Annotated in this window: 20 protein-coding genes; all 20 read left to right on the top strand. The window is 41.5% G+C overall.

Going from position 1 to position 18,340, the window contains the following annotated elements; translation table 11 throughout:
* The first annotated feature begins 735 nt into the window (after positions 1-735).
* The 20 genes from C8P65_RS12375 to C8P65_RS09230 all read left to right on the top strand — a co-directional run bounded on the left by C8P65_RS12375 (position 736) and on the right by C8P65_RS09230 (position 18,340).
* Positions 736-861, top strand: a complete 126-nt coding sequence (locus C8P65_RS12375; protein ID WP_281260416.1) for a hypothetical protein — start codon at positions 736-738, stop codon at positions 859-861.
* A 271-nt stretch (positions 862-1,132) separates the two neighbouring features.
* A complete protein-coding gene (locus C8P65_RS09320) occupies positions 1,133-2,386 on the top strand; it encodes a toxin-antitoxin system YwqK family antitoxin (protein WP_107782566.1) in 1,254 nt (417 codons plus the stop codon).
* Positions 2,387-2,438: 52 nt separating this feature from the next.
* Positions 2,439-3,485: a dual-specificity RNA methyltransferase RlmN gene (gene rlmN, locus C8P65_RS09315; RefSeq protein WP_107782565.1), complete on the top strand. Its 1,047-nt coding sequence runs from the start codon at positions 2,439-2,441 to the stop codon at positions 3,483-3,485.
* Between the two features lie 111 nt (positions 3,486-3,596).
* On the top strand, positions 3,597-4,925 hold the full coding sequence (rseP, locus tag C8P65_RS09310) for an RIP metalloprotease RseP (RefSeq protein ID WP_107782564.1): 1,329 nt from the start codon (positions 3,597-3,599) through the stop codon (positions 4,923-4,925).
* Between the two features lie 37 nt (positions 4,926-4,962).
* Positions 4,963-6,651 carry a glutamine--tRNA ligase/YqeY domain fusion protein gene (locus C8P65_RS09305; RefSeq protein ID WP_107782563.1) on the top strand — a complete coding sequence of 563 codons (1,689 nt, stop codon included), beginning with the start codon at positions 4,963-4,965 and terminating at the stop codon, positions 6,649-6,651.
* Positions 6,652-6,670: 19 nt separating this feature from the next.
* Positions 6,671-6,919 carry an acyl carrier protein gene (locus C8P65_RS09300; RefSeq protein WP_107782562.1) on the top strand — a complete coding sequence of 83 codons (249 nt, stop codon included), beginning with the start codon at positions 6,671-6,673 and terminating at the stop codon, positions 6,917-6,919.
* The gene (locus tag C8P65_RS09295; protein WP_107782561.1) at positions 6,909-7,799 is read left to right on the top strand and encodes a lysophospholipid acyltransferase family protein; all 891 of its coding nucleotides are present in this window, start codon (positions 6,909-6,911) and stop codon (positions 7,797-7,799) included. The genes C8P65_RS09300 and C8P65_RS09295 overlap by 11 nt, the downstream gene beginning before the upstream one ends.
* Before the next feature lie 14 nt (positions 7,800-7,813).
* Positions 7,814-8,254 carry a hotdog family protein gene (locus C8P65_RS09290; protein ID WP_107782560.1) on the top strand — a complete coding sequence of 147 codons (441 nt, stop codon included), beginning with the start codon at positions 7,814-7,816 and terminating at the stop codon, positions 8,252-8,254.
* 91 nt (positions 8,255-8,345) lie between these two features.
* Positions 8,346-8,579 carry a hypothetical protein gene (locus C8P65_RS09285; protein WP_107782559.1) on the top strand — a complete coding sequence of 78 codons (234 nt, stop codon included), beginning with the start codon at positions 8,346-8,348 and terminating at the stop codon, positions 8,577-8,579.
* Positions 8,569-8,922 carry a hypothetical protein gene (locus tag C8P65_RS09280; protein ID WP_009390979.1) on the top strand — a complete coding sequence of 118 codons (354 nt, stop codon included), beginning with the start codon at positions 8,569-8,571 and terminating at the stop codon, positions 8,920-8,922. The genes C8P65_RS09285 and C8P65_RS09280 overlap by 11 nt, the downstream gene beginning before the upstream one ends.
* Complete coding sequence (locus C8P65_RS09275; RefSeq protein WP_107782558.1) at positions 8,909-10,042, top strand: DUF2062 domain-containing protein; 1,134 nt, start codon at positions 8,909-8,911, stop codon at positions 10,040-10,042. Before C8P65_RS09280 ends, C8P65_RS09275 begins: the two co-directional genes overlap by 14 nt.
* A 78-nt stretch (positions 10,043-10,120) precedes the next feature.
* Entirely contained in the window at positions 10,121-10,357 is a 237-nt protein-coding gene (locus tag C8P65_RS09270) for a FeoA family protein (protein WP_009390982.1), read from the top strand.
* Positions 10,358-10,359: 2 nt separating this feature from the next.
* Positions 10,360-12,480 (top strand): ferrous iron transport protein B, encoded by a 2,121-nt coding sequence (gene feoB / locus C8P65_RS09265; RefSeq protein ID WP_107782557.1) that lies wholly within the window; start codon positions 10,360-10,362, stop codon positions 12,478-12,480.
* Positions 12,481-12,490: 10 nt separating this feature from the next.
* Positions 12,491-13,261, top strand: a complete 771-nt coding sequence (locus C8P65_RS09260) for a patatin-like phospholipase family protein (protein WP_107782556.1) — start codon at positions 12,491-12,493, stop codon at positions 13,259-13,261.
* A 36-nt stretch (positions 13,262-13,297) separates the two neighbouring features.
* Positions 13,298-13,897 carry a MotA/TolQ/ExbB proton channel family protein gene (locus C8P65_RS09255; protein ID WP_009390988.1) on the top strand — a complete coding sequence of 200 codons (600 nt, stop codon included), beginning with the start codon at positions 13,298-13,300 and terminating at the stop codon, positions 13,895-13,897.
* On the top strand, positions 13,894-14,238 hold the full coding sequence (locus C8P65_RS09250) for a DUF2149 domain-containing protein (RefSeq protein WP_009390989.1): 345 nt from the start codon (positions 13,894-13,896) through the stop codon (positions 14,236-14,238). The genes C8P65_RS09255 and C8P65_RS09250 overlap by 4 nt, the downstream gene beginning before the upstream one ends.
* 314 nt (positions 14,239-14,552) lie before the next feature.
* Positions 14,553-15,641, top strand: a complete 1,089-nt coding sequence (locus C8P65_RS09245) for a hypothetical protein (RefSeq protein ID WP_107782555.1) — start codon at positions 14,553-14,555, stop codon at positions 15,639-15,641.
* A gap of 3 nt (positions 15,642-15,644) precedes the next feature.
* Complete coding sequence (locus tag C8P65_RS09240; RefSeq protein ID WP_107782554.1) at positions 15,645-16,226, top strand: hypothetical protein; 582 nt, start codon at positions 15,645-15,647, stop codon at positions 16,224-16,226.
* Positions 16,227-16,278: 52 nt separating this feature from the next.
* Complete coding sequence (locus C8P65_RS09235; protein WP_107782553.1) at positions 16,279-17,103, top strand: thymidylate synthase; 825 nt, start codon at positions 16,279-16,281, stop codon at positions 17,101-17,103.
* Between the two features lie 91 nt (positions 17,104-17,194).
* On the top strand, positions 17,195-18,340 hold the full coding sequence (locus C8P65_RS09230) for an alpha/beta hydrolase (protein ID WP_107782552.1): 1,146 nt from the start codon (positions 17,195-17,197) through the stop codon (positions 18,338-18,340).

The raw sequence follows: 18,340 nt of genomic DNA, 5'->3' as shown, positions 1-18,340 counted from the left end.
CATTATTATTTACAGCAATGAAATGTCCTCGTTGTAAAGGAGAGCCTGTACTAGTAGGAAGATATGAAGAGGAAAATAGAAAAAAAGTAAGAATTTTCCCTATATATTTATATCGCCCAAAAGGTAAAAAAGAATTAGAAGTTATAAGATAAATGAAAGGCACTTACTACAAAACTCCCATAGACTTCAAGGCACTGATAGAGAAGCGCGACCTTGCCAAGACCACCTTAGAGACCTCCATAAGAAGGGCATAAAAAGGTTATATTTGACTCAAAATCAAAACAACTACTATAGATGAAGACTAAAAAGTATAAACTTGATTTATTTTTGTTTTTGTGCCTTATTATCTATCCTATTTTTATGATTTGGGCACTATATTCGCAATCTGAAATATTTTTTTTATATTTGCATCTCTTTTCATAATAGCAAATATTATATATCCTCTATATTTTCTTTTTAGTATTTTAAAGAAGTCGGTAAACAAACTCTTATTAATTAGTTTAATATTATGGCTGTTAGAATTATATTTTTATTATTGGCTTATAGATAGAATCGAATACCATAAATATAATTAACTTGTTACTTCCCCCTCCCTCCCCACCAAATGCCTCAGCTCAGGGTCGTTGGCAATGCGTTCCTTTTCACGTTCAATGATTTCAATGACATCTAACTTTATATAAATTAAACTGACAAAATAACTGTAAACCATTTTTAGGACGTGACAAGGTCGGACGAGTGAGACGAGTGGAACAGGTGGGACGAGTGGAACAGGTGGGACGAGTGGAACAGGTGGGACGAGTGGGACAGGTGGGACGAGTGGGACAGGTGGGACGTGACAAAACCTGTTTAAACTTTTTTTGAGGAACTTGGATATAAACCCTAATAAGAGCATTCCAATCTAAGTTATATCAAGAAAATAAACATCTGGTTACTCTTCATTATTAAAACTAAATCTTCTTTTTTACACTTAAAAAGGTAATAATCCAATTATTTATTGTATCTTTGCCTAAAGTTCCTGAATTTTGGTGTTTTTTTCTCAAACACAAAATTACTAATTTTTGGGAACTTTTATTTTATTATAGGAAAAAGTTTAAACAGCTTCAAAAATAAGCAATAATAAATAATAAAAAATATGAAATATTGTGTAGTATTCTTGTTGTTCTTTCAGATGAGTTGGGCTCAAAAACTCATTACTGAAGATGATATTATAGAGAAAAAGTATGGCTTGGAAAGTGTCTTTTCTCTTAGGGCAGATGGTTCGCCCCTAAATGGTAGCTATAAAATAGCCCAAGGTATGGGGGAATATTACGAGGCTACTTTTGCCGATGGCAAGCTTAACGGTGTGGCTAAATACTACGACCGCAAGGGCTCTATCAATATGGAAGTAACTTTTAAAAACGGTAAGGTGGCAGGTCTTACCAGAGAATATTACCCTAATGGCAACGTGAAAAAAGAGGGTATTATAGAAGACGGTATACAGAACGGATTTTATAAAGAATACGCACCTTATGGAGCTATAAGGTATGAAATGAACTATAAAAATGGCGAGTTAGAGGGTAAATTTATAGAATATTCGTCAGGTAAACCTTCAAAAGAGGGGACTTATAAGAATGGAAAGTTAGACGGCGAGTGGAAAGAGTATGATGATGACGGCAAAGTAGTGGTTATAGAGCACTATAAGTTGGGCAAAAAGGAAGGGAAGCACTGGCGCACCTCGCTTTGGGATAGACGCAGTGGTATAAAAATGACCTCTACGGAGTATTATAAAAACGATGCTCCTGCTGGCAAATGGGAAAAGAAATTAGACACAGGTAGGCTGATAGAAACTCGCGACTATAAAGGCGATGGGACTTCGGTGAGAAATAGTTATCACGACAACGGCAAGCTCTATGAAACGAAGCACTATAAAGGCGATAAATATCACGGTGATTTTAAACGCTATGACGATTTGGGTATCCTTACCAAAGAGGGTAGTTATGAAAATGACTACATAAACTACGAAAAAGAGTATTACCCCAATGGGCAACTGAAGTTTGAAAAACATTTTAGCAATCGTGAACCTGACGGTAAGTATTTGGCATATAATGAGAGAGGTAAGCTACTCACCTCTGGTGAATACGACAAAGGCTATGAAAAAGGTTTGTGGAAGTACTATTCGCTTAAAGGGGTACTCGAGAAAGAAGTCAATTTTAAAGAAGGTAGAAAAGAGGGGGCTTATAAAGAATATTACCCCTCAGGAGAGGTGTCAGTAGCAGGGCAATACGCTAATAATCAGAAAGAAGGCGTATGGAAATACTATACTGAGGCAGGGCAACTCAGCAAAGAAGTAGAGTATAAGGCAGGCAATCAGCAGAGTGTAACAAAATACGAACTAAAAGAGAATTAGCAAATTAGTAAATTTGCCCATTGTCAATTATTTTGTACCTTTGCCCCCAGTTATGAATCAGAGCAAACGAGATATAAGAGCTTTCACTAAAGAGGAGCTAAGGCGTATTTTTGAAGAAAACGGCGACCAAGCCTTTCGTGGCAACCAAGTGTACGAATGGCTATGGCAGAAAGGGGTGCATTCGTTTGAGGCGATGACCAATCTGCCCAAAGCTACCCGCGAGATGCTTGATAAGCACTTCGTTATCAACCACATCAAAGTAGATGTGATGCAGCGCAGCGACGATGGTACTATCAAAAATGCAGTGCGCCTACACGATGGGCTGTTAGTAGAGTCGGTATTGATACCTACTGACACACGTACTACCGCCTGCGTATCGAGTCAGGTGGGGTGTAGCCTTAACTGTTCGTTTTGTGCCACGGCAAGGCTAAAGCGTATGCGCAACCTGCTACCCGATGAGATATTCGACCAAGTGCGGGTGATAGATGAGCAAAGCAAGGCTTTCTTTGGCAGACCGCTCTCTAACATTGTATTTATGGGGATGGGCGAGCCGCTGATGAACTATAACAATGTGCTAAAAGCCATTGATAAAATCACTTCAGCTGAAGGGTTAGGAATGTCGGCTAAGCGCATCACCCTCTCTACTTCGGGGGTGCCTAAACTCATAAAGAAGATGGCAGATGATGAGGTGAAATTTAAATTGGCAGTATCGCTACACTCAGCCATAGATAGCGTGCGCACTAGCATTATGCCTTTTAATGAACAATTCCCACTATCGGAACTCCGCGAGGCATTGCAGTATTGGTACCAAAAGACTAAAAACCGCATTACTTACGAGTATGTGGTGTGGAAAGGTATTAACGACCAGCGCAAAGACGTGGAAGCCCTTATAAAATTCTGTAAGTTTGCGCCCTCTAAAGTGAATTTGATAGAGTATAACCCTATAGATGATGGGCAGTTTCAGCAGGCTGACAGTCGCGCGCTCACCCTCTACCAAACGATGCTTGAAGAGGCAGGCATAACGGTGACTGTACGCCACTCGCGCGGCAAAGATATAGACGCTGCCTGTGGGCAATTGGCGAATAAAACAAGTCGTTAGAGATTAGTCGTTAGTCGTTAGAAAGCGACGCTGAACTAAGGACTAACGAACTAAGGACTAACGAACTCACAAACTAAGGACTGAAGAGATAAATAATTCAAGGACTAAATAATGGATATATTTCTGATAAAGGCGGCTCAGCTGATTCTGAGTCTTTCAATTTTGGTTGTTCTACACGAGTTAGGACACTTTATTCCGGCAAAACTATTCAAAACAAGAGTAGAGAAGTTTTTCTTATTCTTTGATGTGAAGTTTGCCCTTTTTAAGAAGAAAATAGGCGAGACCGTATACGGTATAGGCTGGCTGCCCCTTGGTGGCTACGTGAAAATAGCGGGAATGATAGACGAGAGTATGGATAAAGAGCAAATGGCTCAGCCCGCTCAGCCGTGGGAGTTCCGCTCAAAACCCGCTTGGCAACGCCTTATTATAATGATAGGGGGGGTAACGGTAAACTTACTCTTAGGCTTTTTCATCTACTCGATGATACTCTTCGTGTGGGGGCAAGACCAGCTAAAGCCAGAAGGCATCAAAGAAGGGTTTGCGGTATCGCGCACTATGCGCCAGTACGGTTTTCAGAACGGCGATGTAGTGACCGAAATAAACGGCAAGCCTTTGGAGAATGTCAGCGACATTAGCAAGTATATCTTGCTTCGCGATGTTAGTCAGCTGACTGTAAAAGGCAGCGATGGGGCTATACGTCACCTCTCGCTACCTGACTCGATAGGCAAAATGCTTTTCTTGCGCGGTGAGACTTCGCCTTTCACCCTGAAAATAGCGCCTGTTATCGACTCGGTGCTACCTAATATGCCAGCAGCTCAAGCAGGAATGCAGAAAGGCGATAAGATAAAGAGCGTAAACGGCGAGCCTATTTATTACTACTCTGACCTTATCCCTGCGATGAACTTAGTGCCGCAGGGGAGTCCGCTGCTCATAGATGTAGAGCGCAATGGCACTGACCTACAGCTGAAGGTGATGCCTACCGAAGGGCGCAAAATAGGAGTAATGGCTGCCCAAGTAGATAGTAAAATACAAATCACTCATAAAGATTACGGCTTAGGAGAGGCGTTTGCCCACGGTATAGGCTATGGCTACAATGTACTTCGCGACTATGTAGCGCAATTTAAGTTCGTATTCACCAAAAAAGGAGCGAGCGAGGTAGGAGGTTTTGGCAGTATAGGCAAGCTCTTCCCTGAAAAGTGGAATTGGTTAGCTTTCTGGCATATCACCGCTTTCTTATCGATAGCTTTAGCTTTTATGAATATATTGCCTATCCCAGCCCTCGATGGGGGACACGTAGTATTTCTACTATACGAAATGGTGACCGGCAAAGCCCCCAGTCAGAAAGTACTAGAATACGCCCAAATGGTAGGTTTTGTACTCTTAGTATCGCTATTGCTTTACGCTAACGGTAGCGACCTGTATAGGGCAATATTTAAATAATTCAGAATTAATAACTCAAAACTCATAATTAAATACAATGGCTGAAGAAATAAAAGAACCACGCGCTAATAATTTTATCGAAAATATCATAGAAGAAGACCTTGCGGCAGGTTTTCCGGCGAATGCTTTGCGCTTTCGATTTCCACCAGAACCCAATGGCTACCTACATTTGGGGCACGCGAGCTCTATATGCCTTAACTTTGGGTTAGGCTTGCGCTATAATGCCCCTGTAAACCTACGCTTTGATGATACGAACCCCAGCAAAGAGGAACAGGAGTATGTAGATGCTATCCGTCGCGATGTACAGTGGCTTGGCTTTCAGTGGGATAAGGAATGCTATGCTTCTGACTACTTTCAAGAGCTATATGATTGGGCTGTAATGCTCATCAAACAAGGTAAGGCATACGTAGATAAGCAAACCTCTGAAGAGATAGCTGCCCAAAAAGGTACCCCTACGGTAGCAGGCACCGATAGTCCGTATAGAAATACTTCGCCTGAAGAAAACCTTGCTCTTTTTGAGCGTATGAAGAATGGCGAGTTCGCTAACGGTACTTATGTGCTTCGCGCTAAGATAGATATGGCATCGGCTAATATGTTGATGCGCGACCCTATCATCTATCGTATAATGAATGCTTCGCACCACCGCACGGGCGATAAGTGGCACATTTACCCTATGTATGACTGGGCACACGGCGAAAGCGACTACTTAGAACAAATATCGCATTCGCTCTGTACGCTTGAGTTTTTGCCTCACAGAGAGCTGTACGATTGGTTCTTAGACCAAGTGTACGATAGTACTCGTACTCGCCCTAAACAACGCGAGTTTGCACGTAGGAATTTGAGTCACACCATTGTTAGCAAACGCAAGCTGTTGCAATTGGTGACCGAAAACTATGTAGCAGGCTGGGACGACCCGCGTATGCCTACTATTTCGGGTTTGCGCCGACGTGGCTATACCCCTGAGTCTATACGCAAATTTGCCGATACTATCGGTATTGCTAAGCGCGAAAACCTGATAGATGTATCGCTATTAGAGTTTTGCGTACGCGAAGACCTCAACAAGAAAGCTAATCGCGTAATGGCAGTACTCGACCCCGTAAAGGTAGTGATTACTAACTACCCCGAAGGGCAAGAAGAGTGGTTAGAGGCTGAAAACAACCCTGAAGTAACCCCTATGACCTATCGCAAAGTACCTTTTGGCAGAGAGTTATACATAGAGCGCGATGACTTCCGCGAAGAAGCTGATAAAAAGTACTTTAGGCTGAAGTTAGGAGGTGAAGTGCGCCTAAAGAACGCCTACATCATCAAAGCTGAAAGCGTAGTGAAAGATGCAGAGGGTAATATTACTGAAATACACTGTACTTACGACCCAGACAGCCGCAGTGGTAGTGGTACCGAAGCAAGTATGCGCAAAGTGAAAGGCACCCTGCACTGGGTATCGATAGCCCACGCAGTAGCTGCTGAAGCACGCCTATACGACCGCCTTTTCACGGTACCAGAGCCTGACCGTCAAGAAGATAGTTTTCTGAATTATATAAACCCTGAGTCGCTAAAAGTAGTAACTGCCTATGTAGAGCCCAGCTTAACTACCGCTAAGGCAGGTGAGACGCTTCAGTTTCAGCGTCTTGGCTACTTCTGCGTAGACCCTGACAGTACCGCTGAAAAACTAGTGTTTAACAAAACAGTAGGGCTAAAAGACACTTGGGAGAAGATAAAGAGCGAATAATAAAACAAAATACTTAAGAATGAGCAGACAAGAAATTATTGAAATTACTACCCGTATATTTGTAGAAGAATTTGAAGTAGAAAGCACTGCGATTAGTCCTGAGGCTAATTTTCGCGAGGGTTTAGGCTTAGACAGCCTTGACTACGTAGATTTGGTGGTGATTATCGAACAAGAATTTGGGGTCAAGCTTGTAGAAGCAGACTTTAAAGAAATTGTTACTTTTGAAGATTTCTACACTACTTTAGCCAATAAAGTTAATGCACAATAACCCTACTAAATGGCAAGGAAAATCAAAAGGTACGGTACTAGGCTACCGTATCTTTGTTTTCTTGATGAAACACTTGGGCATTTACGCTGCTTATTCGTTACTTGTTTTCGTCGCCTTGTATTACTTCCTTACTGAATGGCAGTCTAACCGCTTTATGTACTATTATTTTAGGCATCGGTTGGGGTATAGTGCCCCTAAAGCCTTTTGCTCTCTTTACCTCAGTTACTTTACTTTTGGACAAACTATCATCGATAAAATAGCTATTTTAGCAGGCCTTGAAGAGAAGTATACTTATACTTTTGACGGTGTTGAGCACCTAAAAGAACTCTTAGCTAATCGGCAGAGCGCGATACTCATTTCGGCACATATTGGCAATTTTGAAATAGCAGAGCCTTTCTTTAGGAAGATAGACCTCGAATTGCAAATTAGTACTGTTATTGCCGATATGGAGCGCTCGGTGATTAAGGATTACATACAAAGTATTTCGCAGAAGAAACCTTCGCATCAGTATATAGTGATAGCAGAAGATATGTCGCATATTTTTAAAATTAACGAGGCATTGGGCACTAATAAAATAGTATGCTTCACTGGAGACCGCTATTTGCAAGGCACGCGTGCGCTTAAAGCCCCTTTTTTAGGAGCCGAAGCCTCTTTTCCGGCAGGTCCTTTTCTGATTGCCGCTAAGAAGAAAGTGCCAGTGGTTTTTGTATATGTGATGAAAGAGAAACATCTGCACTACCACCTTTACGCCCGTATAGCCCACCCTGTAACCCCTGATGCCGCAGGATTGCTTTCGACATACACTGACAATATGGAGCAAATGCTACAGCAATACCCTTTGCAATGGTTTAATTATTTTGATTTCTGGGATTTTTTTTAAAAAAAGTAAAGATGATGACACCCCCTATTACCGATTTACCGTCTGTTATAAGCCTTATTCCGCAGCGTCCGCCAATGGTAATGGTAGATGCCTTGCTAAGCTATACGGCTACTACTGGAGCCGCAGGGCTTACAATTGCTGCTGATAATCTTTTTGTGCAAAACGGACAGCTACAAGAGGCAGGGGTGGTAGAACATATAGCACAAAGCATTGCCCTGCACAAAGGGTATTATTACTATCTGCAACATCAGCCCGCGCCTATGGGTTATATAGGGTCTATTAAGCGGATGAATATATACGTCCTGCCCGAAGTAGGGGCTACCCTCATTACCGAGCTGAGTATTATTCAGGAATTTATGGGGGTTACCCTCGTAAAAGTACGGACTACCTCTGGCGGAGAGCTCGTCGCTGAAGGAGAAATGAAGACTGTAATCACGGAGAGTATTGATAACTAGCAATTACTTCAACCTATAAGCAAGAAAGTTTTGTGCTTTTAGCTTTTTTCTGTACTTTTGTCCCAAATAAAACAATAAAGAGATATAAAAAATGGAACTCACTATAAATATCAACACACAGCAACCTAAAGTAGATGCCTTTTTAAACTTTATAAAATCACTTGATTTTATAGAGATTACAAATATTAAGAGCAATGAAGATAGGAAGCATTTACAGCAGAAAAAGTTTAAGAAAAAACTTTTTACAGCTTTAGATGAACTTAAAGATGCGAGAGAGGCGAAAATAAAGTTAGGTAATTTAGAAGATTTGCTCAATGAAATATAAATTTGGTTACCTTCCTTCGTTTGGTAAAGAATTAAAAGCTTTATCTAAGAAATATAAGAGCTTAAAAAAAGATTTTGAAGCACTAAAAGAAGAGATAGAGAATAATCCAGAAATAGGCGTTTCATTGGGGGAAGGCATTAGGAAAATCAGACTTAACATCACCTCTAAAAATAAAGGAAAAAGAGGTGGGGCGAGAGTTATTACGCACGAAGTATTAGTTGAAATAGATAGTGAAGAGGCTACTTCTGTAGCCTTTGTTTCTATTTATGACAAGTCAGAATACGATACTATAGATTTGGATATTGTGAAAAAAATGATAAAAGAATATCGTGGAGAAGCATAATGTCTGTATTATAATCCCTAGCTATAACAATGCTAAAACCCTTAGGCGAGTGCTTGAGGGTGTATTGCGTTATCCCTACGGGGTGTTGGTGGTAAATGACGGTTCTACCGATGATACAGCCGCTATTCTAAGTCACTACCCCTCCGTAACCACTATTACGCTGCCTAAAAATCAGGGTAAAGGCAAAGCCCTGCAAACAGGTTTTGAGCAAGCACGCGCTATGGGCTATGACTACGCCCTGACATTAGACTCTGATGGGCAACACTATCCTGACGATATTCCTGTATTTATAGAGGCTCTGGCTGCTGAAGAGTCGCCTGTACTATTAGTAGGCAACAGAGATATGCAGCAAGAGGGAGTGCCTAAAAAAAGCAGTTTTGGGCATCGCTTTTCTAACTTCTGGTTCCGATTAGAGACAGGGGTAGCCTTACCCGATACGCAGTCGGGGTACCGCCTATATCCACTGCATTTTATTCCGAAGAAATATTATACCCGAAAATTTGAATTTGAGATAGAAATATTAGTGCGCAGTAGCTGGCGTGGTATAGCCGTTAAGCCAGTGCCTATCAGGGTGCTTTACGACCCTGCAGAGAGAGTCTCGCACTTCCGACCTTTCCGTGATTTTACTCGCATCAGTATCCTCAATAGCGTGTTGGTAGTACTCACCTTTTTGTACATCAAGCCTCGCAACTTCTTCCGCGAGGCGCGCCAAAAAAGTTTTAAACAGTTTGTAAAAGAAAATATATTAGAAAGCGATAGTAGCAAAGAAGTGAAAGCCTGTTCGGTAGCCTTAGGGGTTTTCTTTGGCATAGCTCCTTTTTGGGGCTTGCAAACCGTGCTTACCATCGCTTTAGCAGTCTTCTTCCGATTGAATAAAACACTCGCTTTTATCTGTTCTAACATTAGCATCCCCCCTATGATACCTGTATTGATACTCGCCTCGCTAAAAATTGGAGCCTTTATAACAGGCGGACAAGTATTGCCTGAAGGAGAGATAAATATGGACTACGTAAAGAGCAATCTGCTACAGTATTTGGTAGGGAGTATGGTATTAGCTATTACCGCTGCGGTAGTATTAGGAGGGGCAACTTATCTGCTACTGAAAAAACGGCAAAAATAATTCTGAATAGAGGATTGTGAATTGTTAATTATTTTTTATCTTTGCGCGCAAAATCATTCTAAATAAAAAGATATATTTATGGAAGCGTGTACTATTGCGCAACTCAAAAAAGGAGAGAGGGGCATTATCAGCAGTTTTGATGTAGATAAAATCCCGCTCAAACTTATCGAATTAGGTTGTTTTGTAGGCAGTGAAGTAGAGGTGCTGCAGAAAGCGACCCTCGGCGACCCTATCTATATACGTATGAATGAGGCATATCTTTCTATTAGAAAAGATATGGCGGCACTGATACAACTAACTACTAATAATAAGTAACATTGGCAAAATCTTCAATAAAAGTAGCTCTTATAGGTAACCCCAATACGGGGAAGACCTCGCTGTTCAACGCACTGACAGGGCTCAATCAGAAAGTAGGCAACTACCCAGGGATAACGGTAGAAAAGAAAATCGGACAATCGCGATTGTGTGATGATTGCAAAGCGCATATTATCGACCTACCAGGCACCTATAGCCTAAATGCCAGCTCTGAAGACGAACGCGTAGCAGTGAATATATTGCTCGACCGCAAAGGGGAGTACTTCCCTGATGTGGTGGTGGTAGTCTGCGATGTGAATAACCTAAAGCAGAATTTGCTTATTTTTACCCAAATAAAAGACTTGCAGCTGCCTACTCTGTTGGTTATCAATATGGCTGACCAGATGCAGCACAAGGGTATTAGCATAGATATTGAGGCCTTAGAGCAATCGCTCAATACTAAAGTAGTACTTACGAGCACCCGTACAGGCGAGGGTATAGAGGCGCTTAAGAAAGCCATTAAAGCCTATGAACAGCTGCCTGTAGCACCCTGTGTAGCAGTAGAACGACTTGATAAGGCGTATTTTGACCATTTATTTTCTCTTTTTCCTAATGAAAATACCTACAAGCTATGGCTTATCATTTCGCATAATACTTACATCATCGAGAATTATAAAGAAAATGACCTTACAGAGGTAAAAAATACCAAAACAGAGAGCGAAATACGCCGAATGAAGCAAAAAGAGACGATTATTCGTTATCAATGCATCAATGAGACGCTTAAGAAATGTTATGTGGTAGACCAGCACAAAGCACAAACGCTGCGGGCTCGCCTCGACCGACTGCTCATTCACCCTGTGTTGGGCTACGTTATCTTTACCCTTATCCTATTAGTTATTTTTCAAGCTGTATTCACTTGGTCGAGTTACCCTATGGATGCCATAGAAGCAGGTTTTGACCATCTTATCAGTTTCTGCGAGCGTGTATTGCCTGAAGGGGCACTGACTGACCTGCTCACCAAAGGGATACTGAGCGGTATTTCGGGTATCGTAGTGTTTGTGCCGCAAATTGCTATTCTTTTCACTTTCATTTCGCTCTTAGAAGAGAGTGGTTATATGAGTAGGGTGGTATTTCTGATGGATAATATTATGCGCCGTTTTGGGCTGAATGGCAAGAGCGTAGTGCCACTGATTTCGGGGGCTGCCTGTGCGATACCAGCGGTGATGATAGCCCGCAATATAGAGAACTGGAAAGAGCGACTCATCACTATACTCGTTACCCCTTTTATCACCTGTTCGGCGCGATTGCCGGTGTATCTTATCATCATCAATTTGGTAATTCCAGAAGGTGATTTTATGTGGATAAGCTATAAGGCGTGGACGTTTTTTGCTATGTATTTCTTAGGCTTTGCAATGGCACTGCTGTCAGCTTTTATTTTCGATAAAGTCCTAAAAGTATCAAAGTACAAGAGTTTCTTTATAGCCGAAATGCCTGATTATAAAGTGCCTATGTGGCGCAATGTCGGTATTACGGTGTATGAGAAAACCAAAGGCTTTGTAATGGGGGCGGGTAAGTATATCTTAGCAATCTCTATTCTCTTGTGGTTCTTAGGTTCGCACGGAGTGGGCGAGCACTACCGCAACATCGAAGCTACTGCCGATACATTAGCACAAGAACAACAATGGGATGACGACCAAAAGACACACTATATAGAGTCAGAAAAGTTAGAATATTCCTTTTTGGGGTATATCGGCAAGGGTATAGAGCCTGTATTTCGTCCGTTAGGGTATGATTGGAAGATAAGCATAGGGGTAGTAGCCTCATTTGCAGCGCGCGAGGTGTTCATCAGCACGCTATCGTCAGTCTATAGTTTAGGGGGCGATTTAGATATTGAAGAAGCAGAGGGCGAACGCACTATTTTAGCCAAGATGCGCAGCGAATTGCGCCCCGATGGCACACCAGTCTACACCCTCGGTACAGGTATATCGCTTTTGTTGTACTATGCCTTTGCGATGCAGTGCCTTAGCACCGTAGCTATCGTTCGCAAAGAGACTAACAGCTGGAAGTGGACAAGCATACAATGGCTTTTTATGACCGGAATAGCCTACATCAGTGCGATGTTAGCCTATTTGTTAATCAGATAATTTGTCTCTTATGAAAAAACTTGGTTTGGTATTTTCAGGAGGGGGCGTGCGGGCTTTAGCACACGCGGGACTTCTGAAAGCGTTAGACGAAAATGGTATACAACCGTCTATTATTTCGGGTACAAGCGGCGGGGCTCTCGTTGGGGGGCTGTACGCTTGCGGGGTAGCTCCAGAACAGATGCTCGATTTCTTCAAGAAGACGCCCGTCTTTAAGTGGTCGATGCTCACCTTTAAGAAAATAGGCTTAGTAGATAGCGGCAAATACACGAAGTTCTTTCAGAAGTATTTCAAATACCCGACTTTTGAAGACCTACGCATTCCCTTGTCAGTAGCGGCGACCAACCTGCTGACCGGTAAAGTGGAGTACTTTACCAAGGGCGAACTAATACAGCCACTGATAGCTTCTTCGGCATTACCTCCCTATTTTTCGCCTGTAAAGATAGGTGATGGGCTTTATTCTGATGGAGGTCTGTTAGACAATTTGCCTATAGAACCCGTCAGAAAACACTGCGAGGTCATTATAGGTAGTTTTATAAACCCGCTCGAGGTGATAACCGAAAACGAATTGACCAGCTCCCTTCACTTTATGCAGCGCATTTACAGCATAGCGATGGACGGCAATTACAGTCGTAAGTTTAAGAAATGCGACCACGTATTCTTTCACAACCTGAGCAATATAGGGGTGCTCGATACCAAAATGCTTGAGCGCGCCTACCAGTACGGATACGAACAAACAAATAAACAAATAGAGCTAATTAAGTCCTTAGTTGTCACTGATTAGCCAATTGATAAATTAGCAAATTAACACGTTAAAATTATGAGTGAAATTTCACAAATCTTATTTTTGGTATCCGATAGCTTGCTGATACCCGACATTATTGTACTATTGGTGCTCTTCGTACGAGCGCTGCTATTAGTAGGCAGTTTTTACAACCGCTTCATCACTAAGTACAAAAACGATAGACTCCTCAACGAGGCTATCAGAAACCTCACCCCCGATACGGTAGCGCAGTTCAAAGACTTGTTGCCCGAGCGCGACAATGCCTTATACATACAATACCTGCGCGACTTCGTTCACCACACCCCTGATGAGGCGTATTATAATTATATGATTTCTAACTTCGAAAACGAAGCCGAGAAAGATATAGCTACCTCTAAGCTATTGGCTAAGGTAGGCCCTGTATTAGGGCTTATTGGTACCCTTATTGCTATGAGTCCGGCGCTTACAGGCTTATCTACTGGCGATATATCAAAGATGGCTAGCAATATGCAAGTAGTGTTTGCTACCACAGTAGTAGGGTTGGTAATCAGCTTAGTAGGTCTTGTAACCCTGCAGTTTAAACAACGTTGGTACAGCAAAGAAATCAACCAATTAGACTATGTAAGTAGTGTATTAACCAAAAATCTAAAACAATGAAAACAAACCGCCGCCAATCACACCTAAAAGAGGATGATGCCGACCCACTAAGCGTAGTGGTAAACCTATTCGATGTAGCGATGGTATTTGCTGTAGCGCTAATGGTTTCGATGGTGATGAACCTCAATATGCAAGATTTCTTTTCGGGCGAAGACTTCACGATAGTAAAGAAAAAAGGAGATGATATGGAGATACTTAGGCGCGAAGGACAGAAAATCACCAAATACAAAACGGTACAAGGGGCTACCCCCGATGCCTCATCGCCTCAGAAAAAAGGAAAACGCTTGGGTGTAATGTACGAGACCGAAAGTGGTGAAACAATATTAGTACCCAGCGAATAACGAATAAAAACAACAAATTACTGAATTAGCAAATTAGTAAATTGGAGAATTTTCAATTTACTAATTTGCTAATTTTTTTTAGAAAAAATATCTCCTATAGCTTCCCTTTACAAAGAATATACCTACCCTTTAGGATGAGCGAAGGATAGGCGAAAGCTCACCGAAAAATAAACATCTAATTATCCTCCCAAAACCAGAAAAATATACTATCTCCATCGCACACCTCTCAGCCTTCCCAATCCTCCCATCAACCAAATTAGCAAATTAGCAAATTATTTTGTACCTTTGCCCCGAAAATATAAAATATCAATCGTATGAAAAAAATTTTATTCAGTATTTTAGCTATCGCAGCTCTTATAGGTTGTGGTAAAGACGACAACAATAGCGATGCGCCTGCGTATTCAGCTGAGGAAGCCAAGACAGAAGTAAAAGCTACAATGGATAACTTTTACGACTGCCTCAAGAAAGCTAACGATGGTGGTTTTGCCAACTTTCTTTATAATACTATAACCAAAGCACCGGGGCAAAACCAAGCTTGGTTTGGTAAATTAGCAGACCAGTTTGAACACCAACATCAGGGGCTATTTACAGCATTAGAAGATAGTCAAAGATTTGATTTCAACAGCTTTAAAGGTACTTATACTTGGAGCAATGTAACTAATAGTTGGACAAAAGAAGCTAATACCGCAAAAATAGTTCTTATATTTCCTGCTACGGCTACCAGCACTACTAACAATGCACGTGCTGAGATTGATAATTATCAAGATGAATTGGTAATGGATAAAGCGAATGAAAAGGTTTATCTGCCCAAAAAAGCGCACCTTTTCATTTCAGTAGATAATACTAAACAGCTTGAGGTAACGCTTCGCAACGTAGAGTACAAAAAGTTAGGTGAAGGTTTTATGCCTACTGCTATTGATTTGGCTATCTTTACCAATCCGTTTACTACTACTATCAAATTAGCTAAGAAAGAGCCAACTATCTATACGCTTAACTTCAATTTTAGTTCGCCACAAGGTTGCGCTACCGGATTAGTGGGTAGTATAAAACTAACTTCAGATAATTTAGATAGCTTTACATCATTTGAAGAAGCAGTAGAATCTATCAATGTAGTAGCTTTCCAAGATAAATTCCAAGTAATAGCAAATGTTGATGTTAAATCAGCACATAAAGCAGGAAAGAAAATAGCCGACTTAGAAGGAGTAGATTTTAATACTTACTTTAAAGCAGAGCTTTACAAAAACAACAGAAAAGTAGCCGATGTGAAAGTAGAAGAAGACAACAGAGGCGATTCAGACCTTTTCTTTATCTTCTCTGATGGTTCTAAACAAAGAGCCGAAAGCTATATAGAAAATTTTGAAGAGAAAGTAGAAAATATATTCAAACGCTTTTTCAACAACTAAAATATGAAAAAGATAGTATTTATCTTACTTATTATAACTAATGGCATTGCTCTCGCTCAAGAGGGCAATGCTATTTTTACACCAGCCGATAGCCTAACCACTGCCCCAAAACACCAAATAGGCATAGGGCTCTCACGCTTTGTTAATGCTGCTTTCCCCAGCGACAGCAATACTTTTTTATTAGAATACCGATACCTAAAAAGTCCTATTTGGGCGTATAGAGTAGGGGGGGACTATAGTGCTCATAACCAAACAGACAGCCTTTATGAGGTTGCCCTAAAAGTAGGAGTAGACCACCTGTACAAAAACTATCAACGTTGGCATTTCTACTATGGTGTCGATCTATGGGCACGCCATTTGTACTACAAAGACCGTCAGCAATACTTCACTAGTATAGCGGTGAATCCTTTTTTTGGAATACAATACAAATTGAGCAAGAACTTTTCTATAGCTACTGAACCGGGTTTCTTTCTGAAATATAACATACGCCGCGACCGCAGGAGTTTCGACCCTAATGCACAAAGCGATACTTGGGAAAGCCGATTCGCTAAAATAGGAGTGGTGCAAGTCAATTTTCATTTTTGATTTGCTGATTTGGTAATTAGTGAGTACTTTTGCCGCCATATTTATTGTACTAATGAAAATATATCAAGACCTTTTACGACATATCTTAGCCAATGGTTATTCTAAAGACGACCGTACCGGTACCGGTACTACCAGTGTATTTGGTTACCAAATGCGCTTCGACCTCAATGAGGGGTTCCCTTTAGTTACTACCAAAAAAATACACCTCAAATCAGTAATTTATGAGTTGCTTTGGTTTTTAAAGGGCGATACTAATATCGGCTATCTCAATGAGCACGGGGTGCGTATCTGGAACGAGTGGGCTGACCCTAATGGCGACTTAGGTCCCGTCTACGGAGCGCAATGGCGCAACTGGAATGGCGAGGCAATCGACCAGCTTAAGACGGTAGTCGATACCCTAAAGCACAACCCCGAAAGCAGGCGTATTATTGTATCGGCTTGGAATCCTTCCGTGCTGCCCGATACTCGCAAAAGTTTTGCAGAGAATGTAGCCAATGGCAAGGCAGCCTTGCCTCCTTGTCACGCCTTGTTTCAGTTTTACGTAGCCGATGGCAAACTCTCTTGTCAGCTATACCAGCGCAGTGCCGATGTATTTTTGGGGGTACCTTTCAACATTGCTTCGTATGCATTGCTAACGATGATGCTGGCACAGGTATGCGACCTGCAATTAGGCGATTTTGTGCATACTTTTGGCGATGTACATATCTACAACAACCACCGCGAACAAGTAGCCCTGCAGCTTAGTCGTACACCGCGTCCCTTGCCTACTATGCACCTCAATCCTGCTGTAAAAGACCTTTTTGCTTTTGATTATACTGATTTCAGACTCGAGGGCTACGACCCTTACCCTACTATCAAGGCAGCAGTAGCTGTCTGAAGCGTTAAAGTTTAGTTAAATAGAGAATAAAACTTTGCTATATGCTGTTTTTTAGCGTTATTTGTGCTGTCTTAACAAATAAATTATAGCAATGAAAAAAATCAGTACCCTATTGTTAGTGCTATTGGCACTACCTAATGTTTTTGCCCAATTTACGACAGAAAACTTCTCGTCAGGCAAGCTAAACCGCTCGCAGAAAATAGGTATCTACAAACCTGCTAACTACTCTGATAAGCAAAGCTATCCGCTATTGGTAGTACTCGATGCCGAAACGCTCTTAGAGCCTGTCATCACAATGGCTAAATACTATGAGCAGTACCAAGAGATGCCTAAATGTATCATCGTAGGGGTGTTTGGCACAAAATTAGAAGATGTAGCTATCATCGATGAGGTAGCCCGCCCGATGAATGAGTCCGCCCGTTTCTTCGAGTTTGTCTCTACCGAATTAGTGCCTTATATGCAAGGAAAATTCCCTATAGCCGAAATGAAAGGTATTATAGGTTCTGAAGCAGCAGGCTTTCTCATCAACTACTATATGTTGTCAGAAAAGCCCGTGTTTAATATGTACGTCAGCCTCAATCCTGTAACCATACCGCGTATGGGCGAGCAATTTGCGGAAGCTTTAGCATTAGGGTTTAAAAAACGTATGTTTTACTATATGGCAGTTGCTGATGTAGAAAATAAGTTGAATTACGACACAGCTATTCGTTTTCAGCAAGCTATGCGTTCTACTCCTGCTCACGAATCAGTGCAATACTACTTTTCTGATATGAAAGGCTCCGCTGTCAATCGCGCTAAGTTAGAAGGATTAGCAGAAGCTTTCGATAAGTGCTTCGATGTGTATAAACCTATAGGCGGCAAAGAGTTTAAAACCAAAATGGAGACGCTCAACAGTGGTATTTTTGAGTATTTAGAAAATAAGTATAATACAATTGAGGAGTATTTTGGGGTAAAGAAAAAGCCAACGCTCAACGATATAATGGCAGATTATACCGCCATAAAAGGCGCGGCTGATTGGCCTTCGCTCAAGAAACTATCAAAATACGTAGAGGATAATGGCTATGCCAAAACAGCTATGCCAAGCTATTTTATGGCAGAATATTATGAGAAAACCTCCGACTATAAAAAGGCGCTGAAAACGTACCAAAAGGCATATACTGAGCAAGATATCGATTTTATCACCGGCGATTTGATAACAGATAAAATAAATCAGCTAAAATCAGGAGGTAAGAAATAA

It is taken from the genome of Capnocytophaga leadbetteri (assembly GCF_003054025.1).
Classification (GTDB): Bacteria; Bacteroidota; Bacteroidia; order Flavobacteriales; family Flavobacteriaceae; genus Capnocytophaga; species Capnocytophaga leadbetteri.
This window is presented reverse-complemented; position numbering and strand designations above follow the sequence as displayed.

Bases quoted from the DNA above. Each gene is read 5' to 3' on its own strand.
- C8P65_RS09320 (WP_107782566.1), top strand. From the start codon at position 1,133: ATGAAATATTGTGTAGTATTCTTGTTGTTCTTTCAGATGAGTTGGGCT.
- rlmN (WP_107782565.1), top strand. From the start codon at position 2,439: ATGAATCAGAGCAAACGAGATATAAGAGCTTTCACTAAAGAGGAGCTA.
- rseP (WP_107782564.1), top strand. From the start codon at position 3,597: ATGGATATATTTCTGATAAAGGCGGCTCAGCTGATTCTGAGTCTTTCA.
- C8P65_RS09305 (WP_107782563.1), top strand. From the start codon at position 4,963: ATGGCTGAAGAAATAAAAGAACCACGCGCTAATAATTTTATCGAAAAT.
- C8P65_RS09300 (WP_107782562.1), top strand. From the start codon at position 6,671: ATGAGCAGACAAGAAATTATTGAAATTACTACCCGTATATTTGTAGAA.
- C8P65_RS09295 (WP_107782561.1), top strand. From the start codon at position 6,909: ATGCACAATAACCCTACTAAATGGCAAGGAAAATCAAAAGGTACGGTA.
- C8P65_RS09290 (WP_107782560.1), top strand. From the start codon at position 7,814: ATGACACCCCCTATTACCGATTTACCGTCTGTTATAAGCCTTATTCCG.
- C8P65_RS09285 (WP_107782559.1), top strand. From the start codon at position 8,346: ATGGAACTCACTATAAATATCAACACACAGCAACCTAAAGTAGATGCC.
- C8P65_RS09280 (WP_009390979.1), top strand. From the start codon at position 8,569: ATGAAATATAAATTTGGTTACCTTCCTTCGTTTGGTAAAGAATTAAAA.
- C8P65_RS09270 (WP_009390982.1), top strand. From the start codon at position 10,121: ATGGAAGCGTGTACTATTGCGCAACTCAAAAAAGGAGAGAGGGGCATT.
- C8P65_RS09260 (WP_107782556.1), top strand. From the start codon at position 12,491: ATGAAAAAACTTGGTTTGGTATTTTCAGGAGGGGGCGTGCGGGCTTTA.
- C8P65_RS09255 (WP_009390988.1), top strand. From the start codon at position 13,298: ATGAGTGAAATTTCACAAATCTTATTTTTGGTATCCGATAGCTTGCTG.
- C8P65_RS09250 (WP_009390989.1), top strand. From the start codon at position 13,894: ATGAAAACAAACCGCCGCCAATCACACCTAAAAGAGGATGATGCCGAC.
- C8P65_RS09245 (WP_107782555.1), top strand. From the start codon at position 14,553: ATGAAAAAAATTTTATTCAGTATTTTAGCTATCGCAGCTCTTATAGGT.
- C8P65_RS09240 (WP_107782554.1), top strand. From the start codon at position 15,645: ATGAAAAAGATAGTATTTATCTTACTTATTATAACTAATGGCATTGCT.
- C8P65_RS09235 (WP_107782553.1), top strand. From the start codon at position 16,279: ATGAAAATATATCAAGACCTTTTACGACATATCTTAGCCAATGGTTAT.
- C8P65_RS09230 (WP_107782552.1), top strand. From the start codon at position 17,195: ATGAAAAAAATCAGTACCCTATTGTTAGTGCTATTGGCACTACCTAAT.